The following is a 14,596-nucleotide window of genomic DNA, read 5'->3' on the forward strand; positions in this document are numbered from 1 at the left end:
CGCACATGTCTGAATACGACGTCGAAGGAGTGGTGCGGTCCGTCATCGTGGAGGCGATGGGACTCGCCCCGGAGAAATACACCGAGGATCTCTCGTTCTCCGCCGATCTCGGCCTGGATTCGCTGGACCTGCTGGATGTCTTCTTCCGTATCGAATGCTGTGTACCACTCATCATCACGGTCGAGCGGTGCGGCCGCTATCTGCAGGGGGAGGTGCCCGACGCGGAATTCTGCGACGAGAACGGCGTCATCAGCCGGCGCGGTCTGGAAAGGCTGCACACCGTCATGCCGCAGCTCGACCCGGACATCTGGGCGGGCCGGCTCACCCTCCACCGGATGCTCGACCGGCTGACCGTCGGGAATCTGGTCGCGATGGTCGAGCACATGCTCGGCGAGGGGCGACCGGTCCATGCCTGACGGGGAGCGGACCGTGGTGCGGGTGGGCAGCTACGAGATGCGCGTCGAATCCTTCGAGCGGCTGGTGGCCTGGCACGGCACCGAGGCGCTGCGGCTGCCCGCCGGACGCGCCTCGGCCGTCGGCTGGACGCTGCGCCAGGCGGCGCTGCGGGCGCTGGCCGCACCGCCCGGGGTCGGCTGCCACTGGGGCGACATCGATGTACGGGGGCCGGACGACGGGCCCTACACGCTGCTCTTCAGGGGCGAGGTGGCCCGCTTCGCCGGGACGGTGCTGCACGGCGACGTCCAGGTGTCCGTCACCACCGGCCGGGGCCGGATCACCGCACACGCCGTACTGACCCGGGACGCGGCCCCCACCGCCCCGGCCGACCGCACCGAATCCGCCGCCGACGGCGCCGACGAAACAGAGGTACGCAGGTGAGCACAGCCACCGAAACCGCGCTGCTGACCAGCCGTGAGATCACCACGGGCGAGGAGCTGGGCACGGTCCCGCTCTCCGGCGCCGGCGCGGTCGCGGCCGCCGCCCGCCGTGCGGCCGCCGCCGCGACCGGCTGGGCCCGGCTGCCCGCGGCCGACCGGGCGGCGGTCCTCACCCGGGCCGCCGACCTGATGCGGGAACGCGCGCCGGAGATCCAGGAGCTGCTGGTCCGCGAGGGCGGCTCCATCCCCGGCAAGGCCTTCTTCGAAGTGGGCGCGGGCATCGCCGAACTGCGGCACGGCGCCGAGCTCGCCACCGACCCCGGGACCCCGCACGGCCCCGGCTCCGACCCCGGCCGCCAGGACGAGGTACGGCGGGTGCCGCTCGGTCTCGTCGGGGTCATCGTCCCCTGGAACTTCCCGCTGCTGCTCGCCATGCGTTCGGTCGCCCCGGCGCTGGGCCTCGGCAACGCGGTGCTGCTCAAGCCCGATCCGCACACCCCGCTCTCCGGCGGCCGGGTCATCGCGGAGGTGCTGGCCGCCGCCGGCCTCCCGCCGGGCGTACTGGAGGTGGTGTACGGGGACGCGGAGGCCGGACGGGCCCTCGTCGAGGCGCCCGACGTGGCGATGGTGTCGTTCACCGGCTCCACCGAGGTGGGCCGGGAGATCGGCGCACTGGCCGGGCGGCTGCTCAAGCGCGTCGTCCTCGAACTCGGCGGGCAGAACGCCTTCGTGGTGCTGCCCGACGCCGATGTCGAGCAGGCCGCGTCCGCCGGCTCCTGGGGCTCCTTCCTCCACCAGGGCCAGATCTGCATGGCGGCCCGCCGCCACCTCGTCCACCGGGACCGGGCCGAGGAGTACACCGAGACCCTCGCCCGGCACGCCGCCGCGCTGCGGATCGGTGACCCGTTCCGCGAGGACGCCCAGATCGGGCCGGTCATCAACCGCTCGCAGCTCGTCAGGATCGCCGCCGCGGTGGAGGGCGCCGTCGCCCAGGGCGCCCGGCTGGTCACCGGCGGACGGGCCGACGGCACGTACTTCCCGCCGACCGTACTGGCGGGCGTCACACCGCGGATGGACATCTTCCGCCGTGAGGTATTCGGCCCCGTCGCGACCGTCACCGAGTTCGCCGACGACGCCGAGGCCGTCGCGCTCGCCAACGCCTCCGACCACGGGCTGACCGCCGCCGTCTACACCTCCGACGCCGACCGCGGCCGGCACGTCGCCGGGCAACTGCGCTGCGGGGTCGTCCACGTCGGTGACCAGCCCGTCAACCACGACCCCAGGCTGCCCTTCGGCGGTGTCGGCGCCTCCGGCAACGGCTCCGGATTCGGCGGCCGTGCCGCACTGGACGCCTTCACCCGCTGGCACACCCTCACCGTCAGCAGCCCCGCCCGCAGCTACCCGTTCTGAGAGAGGAGAGCCCCGTGGCCAACAAGGTCGAGACCGTACCGCAGGTGGCGGATCCGCCGGAGGGAGCGGTGGTGTTCCTCATAGGCATGAGGATCAACAGCTTCTGGAAGGTGCACCGCTGGCTGCCCTCCTTCATCGCCATGTTCCCGATGCTCATGGAGCTCAACAAGAACAAGGAGCACGGATTCCTGGGCTCCCGCACCTGGATCAACCGCACCGTGATCGTGCTCCAGTACTGGCGCAGCATGGACGAGCTGATGACGTACTCCCGCACCATGGACGCGTCCCACCGCCCCGCCTGGGCCCGCTTCAACCGCCGCATAGGCAACAACGGAGCCGTCGGCATATACCACGAGGCGTACGTCGTCGACCCCGGCCGGATGCACACCGTCTACCGCAACATGCCGCCGTTCGGCATGGCCAAGGCCACCGCCGGCCGGCCGCAGCGGACGGCCACGCCCGTGGCGGACCACGAATAAGAGGGGAGAGGGACCCATGGCGCAACAACAAGGACCGGTGCGGGCCGGACAGGACGTCCAGTGGCGCAAGTGCGGGGCGTGCGGAGCCTTCGTCTACGGCAAACGGCTCGACCGCAACCGAAAAGTCTGCCCGGAATGTCAGTTCCACTTCCGGATACCCGCGCAGGTGCGCATCGACCAGCTCGCGGATCCCGGCAGCTTCGAGCCGCTGCCCGACGCGTACCGGCCGCGCGACCTGCTCTCCTTCACCGACAGCAAGCCCTACCCGGACCGGCTCCGCGACGCCCAGGCCAGGACCGGGCGCAACGACGCGCTCCTCTGCGGCCGGATGACGATCGAGGGCTGCCCCCTCGTGGTCGCCGTCCTCGACTTCACCTTCATGGGCGGCTCCATGGGCTCGGTCGTCGGTGAGGGCATCGCCGCCTCGGCCCGCCACGCGCTCGCCGAACGGCTCCCGCTGCTGCTGATCGCCGCCTCCGGTGGCGCCCGCATGCAGGAGGGCGCCCTGTCCCTGATGCAGATGGCCAAGACCTCGCAGTGGATCGCCGCCCTGCGCGAGGCGGCGCTGCCGGTGATCAACCTCAACACCGACCCCACCTTCGGCGGTGCCAGCGCGTCCTTCGCGATGCTGGGCGACGTCATCCTGGCCGAGCCCGGCAGCCTGATCGGCTTCGCCGGCCCCCAGGTCATCCGCAACACCATCCGGGAGGAGCTGCCGGCCGGCTTCCAGAGCGCCGAGTTCCTGCTGGAGCACGGCATGATCGACGCCGTCGTGCCCCGCGAGAACCAGCGCGAGTACCTGGCCCGGCTGCTGACCCTGCTCGGCCCCTCCGTGCCCGAACTGCCCGAGGGCACCGGGTCCGCCCCGCTCACCGAGCCGTTCCCGGCGGTCCGCACCACCCGCGAGACCGTGGCGCTGGCCCGTAATATCCAACGGCCCACCGTCCAGGAGTACATCGGCTTCGTCTTCGACGACTTCGTCAGCCTGCACGGCGACCGGGCCTTCGCCGACGACCGCGCGCTGACCGGCGGCATCGCCAGGATCGGCGGCCAGAGCGTCGTGGTCCTCGGCCACCAGAAGGGCCACGACACCACCGAGCTCGTCCGCAGCAACTTCGGCATGCCGAACCCCGAGGGCTACCGCAAGGCGCTGCGCCTGATGCGGCTGGCGGACCGGTTCGGCCTGCCCATCGTCGCGTTCATCGACACCCCCGGCGCCTTCCCCGGCATCGGCGCGGAGGAACGCGGCCAGAGCCTGGCCATCGCCGAGTGCATCCTCGAACTCTCCAGGGTGCGGGTGCCGGTGGTCTCCATCGTGACGGGCGAGGGCGGCAGCGGCGGGGCGCTCGCGCTCGGCGTCGCCAACTCGGTGCTGATGCTCCAGAACGCCTACTACTCGGTGATCAGTCCGGAGGGCTGCTCGACCATCCTCTTCGGCACCGCCGAACAGGCCGGCCGGGCCGCCGACGCCCTCCGGCTGACCGCGTCCGACCTGCTGCGCCTGGGTGTGGTGGACGCGATCGTGCCGGAGCCCGTGGACGGCGCGCACACCGCCCCGTACCCCACGGCGCTCAATGTCAGAACAGCCCTCGTACAGACCATGGCCCCGCTGCTCGAACTGGCGGGCGATCGGCTCGTCGAGATCCGCCGGGACAGGTTCGACCGCTTCGGAGACCCCGAACGGCAGCCGACAGTCGACTGGGAGAAGAGTGATGAGTACTGAGACCAGGCCCGCCACGGAGCCCATGTCCGTGGAGGAGCTGCGGGCACAGACCCGGCTGCTCGCGGACGAACTGCCCGGCACCCTGCGGCGGATCACGCTGCGGGCCGGCGGGATCAGCGTGGACGTCGAGTGGGAGAACGCCCCGGCCGCCCCCGTCGCCGCCCTGCCCGTCGCGGCCCTGCCCGTCGCCGCCCCGCCCGCCGCCCCGGCCACGCCCGACGCTCCGGCCGAGGACGCGCCGCCCGCCGGTCTGGTGACGGTCACCGCACCCCTGGTCGGCACCTTCTACCAGGCGTCCTCGCCCGGCTCGGAGCCGTTCGTGAAGGTCGGGGACATCGTCGAGTCCGGAGCCCAGCTGGCCATCATCGAGGCCATGAAGCTGCTCAACTCCATCACCGCCGAGGTCAGGGGACGGGTCCACGCGATCCACCCCCAGGACGGTGAGGTCGTCGAGTACGCCCAGCCGCTCTTCGATCTCGTTCCCGTCGACTGAGAGCGTGCGAGACACCGGACCCACACAGGAGGACCGAGACGTGTTCGACAAGGTACTCATCGCCAACCGCGGCGAGATCGCGCTGCGGATCATCCGGACCTGCCGCGACCTGGGAGTGCGTACGGTCGCGGTGTACTCCACCCCCGACGCGGACGCCCAGTTCGTCAAGGCGGCGGACGAGGCCGTGCACATCGGCCCCGGCGCACCCGCCCGGAGCTATCTGCACATCCCCAACATCATCGGCGCGGCCGTCAGGACCGGCGCCCAGGCCATCCACCCGGGCTACGGATTCCTCTCCGAGGACCCGTACTTCGCGGAGATCTGCGCCGACGACGGCATCACCTTCATCGGCCCGCCGCCGGACGTGATGGAGAACGTCGGAGACAAGGCCACCGCCCGCCGGCTGATGACGGAGGCCGGCCTGCCGCTGCTGCCCGGCACCGTCGAACCGGTCGACTCCGTGGAGGCGGCCGAGGCCGTCGCCGCCGAGATCGGCTACCCGGTGATCATCAAGGCCGCGGCGGGCGGGGGAGGCCGCGGCATCACCGTCGTACGCCGTCCGCAGGACCTGCGCGACGCCTACGTCTCCACCCGGGCGAGCGCCCAGGCCGTCTTCCGCAACAGCGCCGTCTACATGGAGCGCTATCTGGAGAAGACCCGGCACATCGAGATCCAGGTGGTCTGCGACGACTTCGGCGGCGCCGTCCACCTGGGCGAGCGCGACTGCTCCGTACAGCGGCGCCACCAGAAGCTCATCGAGGAGTCGCCCTCCGCCGCCGTCTCGCCCGAGCTGCGCGCCCGGCTCGGCGAAGCGGCACTGGCCGGAGCGCGCGCGGTGGGCTACCGGGGCGCGGGAACCGTGGAGTTCCTCCTGGAGACCGGCCCCGACGCGGCCGAGGACACGTTCTGGTTCATGGAGATGAACGCCCGCATCCAGGTGGAGCACCCGGTCACCGAACTCGTCACCGGGGTCGACCTGGTGAGCGAGCAGCTGCGGGTCGCCTCCGGCAGCCCGCTCTCCGTCAAACAGGAGGACATCGACATCCGCGGGCACGCCATCGAGTGCCGCATCAACGCCGAGGACCCGGCCCGCGGCTTCGCCCCCACCCCCGGAACGCTGGAGACCTACCGGGTCCCCGGCGGCCCCTGGGTCCGCGTCGACACCGACTACGTGCCCGGCGCCCGGGTCAGCCCCTACTACGACTCGATGATCGGCAAGCTCATCGTCTGGGGGCCGGACCGCGGCAGCTGCATCGAGCGTACCCAGCGGGCCCTGTCCGAGTTCGAGGTCTCCGGACCGGGCATGCACACCACGATTCCGATGCACCAGGAGATCCTCGGGCACCCCGAATTCATCAAGGGGGACGTGTCGACCGACTTCCTGGAGCGCTGCTTCGCGCTGTGAGCCGCGCACGACCACGAGGACCCGACGTGTCGGAAGACGAACTCAGACCCGAGGACATCGATGTGTACCGCCGGCTGCTGGAGGCGCCGGTCGCCGCCGACGAGGCGACCGGCGGGCCCGGACCGGGAACAGAGCTGTCCGCCGAGTCCGTCGACCGGCTGCTGGCGCACCGCCTGCTCCAGGAGGACGGCCCCCACCGGTACGAGGCGGTCTCGCCGAGCCTGGCCGCGGCCGAGCTCACCGCCTCCCTCCAGGTGCAGGTGCACCGGCTGATGCGGCGCATCGACACCGCCCGGCGCGACCTGCGCCCGCTCGGCCCGCTGTACGAGGAGCACCAGCGACGGCGGCTCGCCGACACCACCACGGAGCTGCTCACCGACGGCGAAGCCGTACGCGAGCGGCTCGCCGGCCTGTCGCTGCGCGTCCAGCACAGCGTGCTCACCGCACACCCGACCCTGGGCAGCGGGCCGACCCTGCGGGCCGCGATCGACCTGGACCGCGATCTGCTCGACCGCGGTGTCGTCTACCGGACCGTCGTGCCGCACACCGCGCGCCGCCAGCGGGAGGCACTCGCGCACGTGCGGCACCTGGGCGATATGGGCGCCCAGGTGCGTACCGCCGTGGTCATACCGGGGCGGATGATCCTGCTCGACAGCGCCTACGCGCTCGTGCCCGCCGGACAGGACGGCGGCGGCGCGCTGTTCCGCGACCCGGCCGTGGTGGGCTTCCTGGAATTGATATTCGAGCACATCTGGGACCACGCCAAGCCGGTCGACGGGGCGGGCTACGCCGCCGATGTGTTCGAGGACATCGAGCTGACCATCCTGCGCCACCTGGAGCGCGGCCGGTCCGACGAATTCATGTCCAGGCGGCTGGGCATCTCCACCCGCACGCTCCGCCGCTACCTCGCCGGCATCTGCGAGAAGCTCGACGTCGAGACCCGTTTCCAGCTGGGCATGGCGGCCGCCCGGCTGGACCTGTTCGGGGACGGCGACGATCCGGACAGTACGGGATAGACAATCCCGATTGCCGCGTTCGGCTATCTCCAACCGTTCACCCTGGACCACTCGGTGACGCGACACGGATGATTTCTACTGCCCCACACCACATTTCTACCGAGGAAATCCATGAATGGAATCGCCGCCGCCGGGAGGCGCGTCACCGTCTCCGGCGTACCCTCCGACGCGCACCCGTGGAACCTCGTCTCCCACCAGCTGCTCCTGGCGGGCCCCGGCCACCGGGTGCGGAACCCGGGCGGCCCGGCGCCCGGAACGGTGATCACGCCGGCCGGTGTCTCATGACCGCCGCGGCCCGCCCCACCCTGTCAGCCGTACGGTCCCGGGGGGCCGTACGCGCCGCCGTCTCCCAGGGCATCCGGGGGCTCTCCCTGCGCACCGCCGACGGCCGCTGGACCGGAATGGACGCCGACATCGCCCGCGCGGTGGCCGCCGCCGTGCTCCACGATCCCGAGGCGGTGGACTGGTGCCCGGTGCCCGCCACCGAACGCCTCGCCGTACTGGCCTCGGACGAGGCCGACCTGACGGTGTGCAACCTGAGCTGGACCATGGGCCGGGAGGCCGCCCACCCCGTGCTCTTCGCCGGAATCACCTGCTACGACGGCGAGGGCTTCCTCGTCCGCACCGCCGACCGCGTCGAGGACCCGGCGGATCTGGCGGGGCGGCGCCTGGCCGTCCACACCGGCAGCACCACCCCGGCCAACCTGGCGGCCTGGTACGGCGCCCGCGGCCTGGCCGTCGAACCGGCCGGCTTCGCGGACCCGGCCGAGGCCGTGGCCGCGTACACCGCCGGGGACTGCGCCGCGTACGTGCTGGACCGCACCGCGCTCGCCGGTATCCGGGCGGGACTGCCGGACCCGGAGGCACACCGCATCCTGCCGGCCTCGATCTCCCGCGAGCCCATGGCGGCCGCCGTCCGGGACTCCGATCCGCACTGGTTCCGGCTGGTGCGCTGGGTGCTCCAACTGCTGCTCGCCGCGGAACACCTGGAGGCGTCGGGATCGGACCGGCGGTCCGCGGCGGAACTGGCGGGGCCGCACGGCCCGTCCGCCGGGGTGGACGAGGGCTGGGCGGCCAGGGTGCTGGCAGCCGTCGGCACCTACGCGGACGTCTACGCACGCAATCTGGGCGCCGCCTCCGGCCTCGATGTGCCGCGCGGCCCCAACGAACTCTGGACCCGTGGCGGGCTCCACTACGCCGTCCCCCTGAACTGACCCGACACCGACAGAGGAAGGAGCCGCGAGGCACATGAGCACCGATGCCGTATCCACCACCCGCGGCCCCGGCCCCGGTCCGACGGGACGTGCGCCGATGACGCCGCCGCGCCCCGGCCGGCACCCGCCGGCCCGTCGGTGGAGACCGCCCCGCGTACCCGGCGGCGGACATGTCCGTCGCGTCCTGCCGAGGAACCGCCCGGCAGGACCGGTTCACGCACCCGCAACCGTGCCCCTCCGGATCGGAGAACCCTGATGACGCTCGTCACCGACCCCACCGCCCCACGCATCGCAGTCGTCGGTGCGACAGGAGCGGTGGGCAGCACCCTCATCGAACTGATCGAGGAGCGGGCGCTGGCCTACCGCGAGATCCACCTCGTCGCCTCGACCCGCAGCGCGGGCCGGCGGCTCGCGGTCGACGGCCGCTCGTACGCGGTCCAGGCCCTGGAGGAGTTCGACTTCGGCCGGGCCGACATCGCCTTCTTCTCGGCCGGCACCTCGGTCAGCCGGGAGTGGGCGGGAACGGCGGCCGCCCAGGGCGCCCTGGTGATCGACAACACCAACGCCTTCCGGATGGATCCCAAGACACCGCTCGTCGTACCGCAGGTCAACGGGCAGGTCCTGGAGGCCCGTCCGGTCGGCGGTCTGATCGCCAACCCCAACTGCTCGACCATTCCGCTGGTGCGGCTGCTCCAGACGGTCGAGCGCCGGTGGGGCATCCGGCAGGTGGTCACCAGCACCTACCAGTCCGCCTCCGGCAAGGGGCACCGCGGCATCGAGGAACTCCTCGAAGGCAGCGAGGTCGCGCTGCGCGACCCGGACGCCGAACTCCCGGAGGAAAGCTTCCGGCCCGCCCTCGCCTTCAACGTCGTCCCCTTCATCGACGAACTCCTGGACAGCGGATTCACCCTGGAGGAGCAGAAGATGCTCCAGGAGTCCCGCAAGATCCTCGGAATTCCGCATCTGGACCTGACCGCCACCTGTGTGCGCGTCCCGGTCGTCAACTGTCACGCCGAGTCCGTCTGGGTCGAGGCGGGTTCGCCGGTGGCCCGCGAGGAACTGATCACGCTGCTGAGCGCACTGCCCGAGGTCACCGTGCACGACGCGGAGGACCGGGCGGCCTTCCCCACCCCGCTCACCGCGGGCAACCCCGACCATGTGCACGTCGGCCGGGTCCGGGTGGCCCCGCACAATCCACGCGGCTTCTGGCTGTGGCTGGTCTCGGACAACCTCCGGGTGGGCGCCGCCCTGAACGCCGTCCAGATCGCCGAGTACGTCCTGCGGCAGGGCTTCATGTCAGGAGGCACCCGATGAAATCCCGGACGAGCGCGAACGCCCCGGTCGCCGTGCTGAAGTTCGGCGGCTCCACGTTCCGTTCCCCCGCCGCGTACGGGGACCTGGCGGCCGGCCTCGACGCCCGGATCCGGGCCGAGGGCCGCTCGCTGGTCGTCGTGGTCAGCGCGATGCAGGGGGAGACGGAGGGGCTGCGCGAGCGGCTGCACGCGGTCAATCCGCACCCCGAGGACCCCACCACGGCCGGCCTGCTCACCACCGCGGACCTGCTCAGCGCCCATCTGCTGGCCACCGCCCTGCACCGCACGGGCCGCAGCGCGACGGTGCTCGCGGGCCACCAGGTCGGACTGACCACCAACTCCTCCTTCCTCTGGGCCCGGGTCACCGGCACGGACCCCGCCCCGCTGCTCAAGGCCCTGGAGAGCCACGAGATCGTCGTGGTGCCCGGCGGCCAGGCGGCGGACGCCCAGGGGCGGCCGACCTGGCTGGGCAAGAACAGCTCGGACCTGTCCGCGCTCGCGGTCGCCGCCGCGGTCCGCAGCGACACCTGCGAGATCCACTCGGACGTCGACGGCATCTACACCTCCGATCCGCACCTGGTCACCGGGGCACGGCTGCTGCCGCACGTCTCGTACAACATGGCGGCCCTGATGTCCCTGCACGGTGCGCGGGTACTGCACCGCCGGGCCGTACAACTCGCCCTGCGCCACCGCATCGAGATCGTGCTGCGCTACAACAGGGCCCCGTACACGGTGGGCACCAGGATCGGCACCGGCGGCGACCAGATGTCCGCGGTGGTCTTCAACCAGCGCTCCGCGGTGCTGGGTTACGCCGATGACGCCCTGGCCGACGCCGCGCACCACGCCTTTCACCTGGCGGGGATCGGCACGGTGCGCCAGAACGGCGGGCCACGGGTCGCGGTGGTCGGCGGCTATGTGGACCTGGAGGCCGTCCAGCGCGCGTACGGCGTCGAGCCGGGCCGCTACCTGGGGGTGCCGGTCGCCGAGGTGCGGGGCAGCAAGGTCACCGCACACCTCGCGGAGAGCGGCGAGGACGCGCTGCACCTGGCGCAACGGCTCCATGACTGGATGGACTTCCCGACCGCCGCCCGCGGACCCGAGCCCCGACTCGTAGGAGTGTGACCCAGTGACCACCGAAATCCTGCGGGCCGTGGACCGGGACGCGGCGCCGACCTTCGCGGAGCTGGTACTGCCCGACATGGTGCGCGACGCGATCGGCGCCGCACTGTCGGTGCTGCCGGACCCGGCCGCCGATATCGACCGGTCCATGACCCGGTACCACCGGATCTTCGCGGGACTGCCCCTCGAACCGCTCCAGCGGATACTGGACTTCGGCCGGCACATCGACACCCCGGGGGCCACCCTCGTGCGCAATCTCCCGGTCGAGGGGAACCTGCCGCTCACTCCGGTGGACGGCGGGCCCGCCCGTGACAAGCGGGGATTCGTCGCCGAGGGCGTTCTGCTGGGTCTGGCCGGGCTGCTGGGTGAGCCCATCGGCGTCCTCACCGAGAAGGACGGCCGGCTCGTCCACGACGTCGTCCCGGTGCCCGGCGGCGAGCGGACCCAGACCAACCAGGGATCAGCGGTCTTCCTCAACTTCCACAGCGACATCACCTACGACTCCACCGGGCGCTACGACCTCGCCAACCCGGACTTCCTGGTGCTCAACTGCCTGCGTGGCGACCGCTCGGGAGCGGCCGCCACGCATTACGCGGATGCCCGCGACATCTGCGGGCAGCTGACGGACGGCGCGCTGGAGACGCTGCGCAGTCCGCTCTTCCGGCTCAACGCGCCGGGAAGCTATACCCGTAGTGCCGCGGGCGCAGGACAGGTGCTGTCCGATCCCGTGCCGGTCATCAGTGGTGCGGCGGATTACCCGGAGATCGCGATTTCGGCCAACGGCGTACACCCGCTCACACGGGGGGCCGCGACGGCGTTCGGGGAGCTACAGGACGTGTGCCGGGCGACGGCGCACACCGTGTGCCTCGAACCCGGCCAGGCGCTCCTGATCAACAACCGCAAAGGGGTGCACGCACGCTCGGAGTTCGTGGCCCGGCACGACGGCCGGGATCGCTGGCTGCAACGCGCCTACGTGCGCAGGAGCCTGTGGAACATACGCTACCGGGTGACCCCCGGAGACCGCCGTGTCCACTACTGAAGCGGAGAGCGGAGACAGTGATTCCGCTCTTTTCACGGCCAGTGCAGGGTGTCGGAAACCGCGTTCTGAGCACCGGTCAGGACCGCGGGACGATTTGATGTCATGATGTGCCCTTCTGGGGTATACGCGAATGAGATCAAGAGATTTCTCTGTTGAACGATGAACCGGGGTGGGCCGGCACGGTGTCCCATTTGTCATCGGCCACCGTGTTTATCTGTACGGTTTCGTGGCCGGAACCGACCGCCGCCAAGGCCATGGCGGAGGACAGAACTCCGAAGGCCAGAGTGGTTGCCGCGATGTTCCGGACAAGTGAATGACGGGTGTTCATCATTGCGTATCCCCCTGCGCTGCTTGGCTGATGTATTTTCTGGCCGCAAGAGAACCGTGCCATTTATGGAGATCCACTTCGAGTGCCCGGAACTGTCCTAGGATGGACCGGCAGCTAGTGGACAGGCGGACGGACCGAATGCGGCGGGGGAGGGTCAGTGGGGGAGCGGTTACTGCTGGACGGAGTGGCCGTGGACGCCTACGCGTGGGCGCTGCGCGTGGGGGTCTTCGACGACAAGGAGATCGCGGCCGGTCTGGAGATCGATGCCGAGCTGGTCGCGCAGGCCCGTGAAACCCTGCAAGAGCTGCGACTTCTCGGCCCGACGGGGTCCGGGACCACGATGGTGCCGCTCAATCCCGACGTGGCCGAGGCCGAGCTCGTCACGCCGCTGGAGGTGTCGATCGCCCAGCGAAGACAGCGGATCGCCGGTATCCACCGGCAGTTGAGGGTCCTGGCGGAGGTCTACCGCACCCACGAGAGGGCGGCCACGGACGATCTGCCGCCGATCCGGGTGCTGGACGACTTCGAAGAGGTACGCCGCGAGATCGACCTCGCACGCCGCCGCTGCACCGAGGAGCGGATCAGCCTCCAGCCGGGCGGCGGCCGCAGCGCCGAAATGCTGGAACAGGACCTGATGCAGACGCTGGAGATGCGCCGGCGCGGCATCCGTATCCGCACGCTCTACCAGCACACCGCCCGGTCCAGCCTGGCCACGCGCACCTATGTGCGGCAGATCTGCCAGGAGGGCGCGGAGGTCCGCACCGCCGAGGAACTCGCCGAGCGCCTCATCATCTACGACCGCAAACTGGCGTTCATACCCAAGGAGCGGACGGGAAAAGAACCCCCCGGTGCGGCCATTGTCTCCGACCCCACGCTCGTCGCGTACCTGTGCCGCTCATTCGAGTCCGTATGGCAGGGAAGTCAGCCCTTCGACGTGGGGCGGACCATTGAATACCAACAGGTCGCCGAGGATCTTCGGATGTCAATTCTCCGCCTCATGGCCATCGGGGTGAAGGACGAAGTGATCGCCCGGCGCCTGGGTATGGCCACACGAACCTGCCGCCGTCATATTTCCGCAATCATGGAAGAAATTGGCGCGACCAGTCGTTTCCAGGCCGGTCTCCTGATCGGCCGTCAGGGATTGATCCCCGACGATCAGGCGGATCTTCCCGCATTCGCCGGCATCGACGTGTCCGAATCATGACGACCGCTGTCCTGGATCAGACACCCCCATGTCCTGGCCTCTGTCTGCCCGGCTTGATTTCCTGGGAAAGCAGTATTGAGTACGGCGTCAGCCGAACCCAGGAGGGGCTATGGACATCCGACAGTTGGTCACGTTCCACAAGGTGGCGACGCTGCTCAGCTTCACTAGGGCCGCATCCGAACTGAAGTACGCGCAGTCCAGCGTCACCGCTCAGATCAAGTCCCTGGAGCTGTCGCTCGGAGTGGATCTCTTCGACCGCCTCGGAGGCCGTATACAGCTCACCGAGGCCGGCCAGCGACTCCTGCCGTACGCCGAGCAGATGGTCACCCTGGCCGGGGAGGCACGCGGCGCGACGCGGGCGTCGGAGGAGCCCTCCGGCGTCCTCACGGTCGGCTCGATGGAGAGCATCACCTCCTACCGGATGCCCCCGCTGCTGGAGTTCTTCCACCACCGCTACCCCTCCCTCCAGATCGTCCTGCGCCCCAGCCTGTGCGCCGAGACCTGCCACGCACTGCGCCAGGGCATGTTCGACATGGGCTTCCTGATGGAGGCCGAGACCCAGCACCCCGGCGTCCAGACGGAGGTGCTCGGCTCGGAACCCCTCACCGTGGTCGCCGCCCCGGACCACCCCCTGACCCGGGCCGAGAAGATCACCACCGACGTCCTGCGCCAGACCCAGGTCATCTCCGCCGAGGCGGGCTGCGCCTACCGGGAACTGTTCGAGGCCGAGCTCAACGACGGCACGGGGGAGCCGCTGCCCTTCCTGGAGTTCGGCACGACCGAGTCCATCAAGCGTGGCGTCGCCGCGGGCCTGGGCGTCAGCCTGCTCCCGGCAGCCACCGTGGCGGACGCCCTGGAGGCGGGCACACTGGTCAGCCTCCCCTGGAGCATCCCGTTCGAGGTGCACACCCAGATCGCGTGGCGGCGCGGCAAGAACCTCTCACGCGAGATGCGGGTCTTCGTCGACCAGACGATCCGCTTCCTCGCGGAGGAGTACGCGGGCGCGGCCGCCTGAGA

Annotated in this window: 16 protein-coding genes; 15 read left to right on the forward strand and 1 reads right to left on the reverse strand. The window is 70.8% G+C overall.

What is annotated here, in order from left to right; translation table 11 throughout:
• Nucleotides 1-5 precede the first annotated feature (5 nt).
• The 13 genes from ACZ6S6_RS15830 (at nucleotide 6) to ACZ6S6_RS15890 (ending at nucleotide 12,047) form a co-directional block, all read left to right on the forward strand.
• On the forward strand, nucleotides 6-416 hold the full coding sequence (locus ACZ6S6_RS15830; RefSeq protein ID WP_362960769.1) for a phosphopantetheine-binding protein: 411 nt from the start codon (nucleotides 6-8) through the stop codon (nucleotides 414-416).
• Nucleotides 409-837 (forward strand): hypothetical protein, encoded by a 429-nt coding sequence (locus tag ACZ6S6_RS15835; RefSeq protein ID WP_362960766.1) that lies wholly within the window; start codon nucleotides 409-411, stop codon nucleotides 835-837. Before ACZ6S6_RS15830 ends, ACZ6S6_RS15835 begins: the two co-directional genes overlap by 8 nt.
• Nucleotides 834-2,246, forward strand: a complete 1,413-nt coding sequence (locus tag ACZ6S6_RS15840) for an aldehyde dehydrogenase family protein (protein ID WP_469705995.1) — start codon at nucleotides 834-836, stop codon at nucleotides 2,244-2,246. Before ACZ6S6_RS15835 ends, ACZ6S6_RS15840 begins: the two co-directional genes overlap by 4 nt.
• 14 nt (nucleotides 2,247-2,260) lie before the next feature.
• Nucleotides 2,261-2,725, forward strand: coding sequence for a DUF4188 domain-containing protein (locus ACZ6S6_RS15845; RefSeq protein ID WP_362960760.1), 465 nt, complete (start codon nucleotides 2,261-2,263; stop codon nucleotides 2,723-2,725).
• 16 nt (nucleotides 2,726-2,741) lie between these two features.
• Complete coding sequence (locus ACZ6S6_RS15850; protein ID WP_363067548.1) at nucleotides 2,742-4,448, forward strand: acetyl-CoA carboxylase carboxyltransferase subunit alpha; 1,707 nt, start codon at nucleotides 2,742-2,744, stop codon at nucleotides 4,446-4,448.
• Nucleotides 4,438-4,941, forward strand: coding sequence for an acetyl-CoA carboxylase biotin carboxyl carrier protein (locus ACZ6S6_RS15855; protein WP_362960755.1), 504 nt, complete (start codon nucleotides 4,438-4,440; stop codon nucleotides 4,939-4,941). The genes ACZ6S6_RS15850 and ACZ6S6_RS15855 overlap by 11 nt, the downstream gene beginning before the upstream one ends.
• Before the next feature lie 40 nt (nucleotides 4,942-4,981).
• Nucleotides 4,982-6,346, forward strand: coding sequence for an acetyl-CoA carboxylase biotin carboxylase subunit (gene accC / locus ACZ6S6_RS15860; RefSeq protein WP_362960752.1), 1,365 nt, complete (start codon nucleotides 4,982-4,984; stop codon nucleotides 6,344-6,346).
• A gap of 26 nt (nucleotides 6,347-6,372) precedes the next feature.
• The gene (locus ACZ6S6_RS15865) at nucleotides 6,373-7,362 is read left to right on the forward strand and encodes a LuxR C-terminal-related transcriptional regulator (RefSeq protein WP_362960749.1); all 990 of its coding nucleotides are present in this window, start codon (nucleotides 6,373-6,375) and stop codon (nucleotides 7,360-7,362) included.
• Nucleotides 7,363-7,473: 111 nt separating this feature from the next.
• Nucleotides 7,474-7,647 carry a hypothetical protein gene (locus ACZ6S6_RS15870; protein ID WP_362960746.1) on the forward strand — a complete coding sequence of 58 codons (174 nt, stop codon included), beginning with the start codon at nucleotides 7,474-7,476 and terminating at the stop codon, nucleotides 7,645-7,647.
• Complete coding sequence (locus ACZ6S6_RS15875) at nucleotides 7,644-8,576, forward strand: transporter substrate-binding domain-containing protein (RefSeq protein WP_469705996.1); 933 nt, start codon at nucleotides 7,644-7,646, stop codon at nucleotides 8,574-8,576. The genes ACZ6S6_RS15870 and ACZ6S6_RS15875 overlap by 4 nt, the downstream gene beginning before the upstream one ends.
• Before the next feature lie 255 nt (nucleotides 8,577-8,831).
• Nucleotides 8,832-9,890 (forward strand): aspartate-semialdehyde dehydrogenase, encoded by a 1,059-nt coding sequence (locus tag ACZ6S6_RS15880; protein WP_362960740.1) that lies wholly within the window; start codon nucleotides 8,832-8,834, stop codon nucleotides 9,888-9,890.
• On the forward strand, nucleotides 9,887-11,011 hold the full coding sequence (locus ACZ6S6_RS15885; protein ID WP_362960737.1) for an amino acid kinase family protein: 1,125 nt from the start codon (nucleotides 9,887-9,889) through the stop codon (nucleotides 11,009-11,011). Before ACZ6S6_RS15880 ends, ACZ6S6_RS15885 begins: the two co-directional genes overlap by 4 nt.
• A gap of 4 nt (nucleotides 11,012-11,015) precedes the next feature.
• On the forward strand, nucleotides 11,016-12,047 hold the full coding sequence (locus ACZ6S6_RS15890) for a Fe(II)-2OG oxygenase family protein (RefSeq protein WP_469705997.1): 1,032 nt from the start codon (nucleotides 11,016-11,018) through the stop codon (nucleotides 12,045-12,047).
• A gap of 136 nt (nucleotides 12,048-12,183) precedes the next feature.
• On the opposite strand, the gene ACZ6S6_RS15895 is transcribed toward ACZ6S6_RS15890, so the two are convergent.
• Entirely contained in the window at nucleotides 12,184-12,378 is a 195-nt protein-coding gene (locus ACZ6S6_RS15895; protein WP_469705998.1) for a hypothetical protein, read from the reverse strand.
• A 187-nt stretch (nucleotides 12,379-12,565) separates the two neighbouring features.
• Between ACZ6S6_RS15895 and ACZ6S6_RS15900 the strand changes: the two genes are divergently transcribed.
• On the forward strand, nucleotides 12,566-13,579 hold the full coding sequence (locus tag ACZ6S6_RS15900) for a helix-turn-helix transcriptional regulator (protein WP_469705999.1): 1,014 nt from the start codon (nucleotides 12,566-12,568) through the stop codon (nucleotides 13,577-13,579).
• Between the two features lie 109 nt (nucleotides 13,580-13,688).
• Nucleotides 13,689-14,594: a LysR family transcriptional regulator gene (locus tag ACZ6S6_RS15905; protein WP_362960726.1), complete on the forward strand. Its 906-nt coding sequence runs from the start codon at nucleotides 13,689-13,691 to the stop codon at nucleotides 14,592-14,594.
• Nucleotides 14,595-14,596: the final 2 nt, after the last annotated feature.

It is taken from the genome of Streptomyces sp. NPDC048671 (assembly GCF_055587045.1).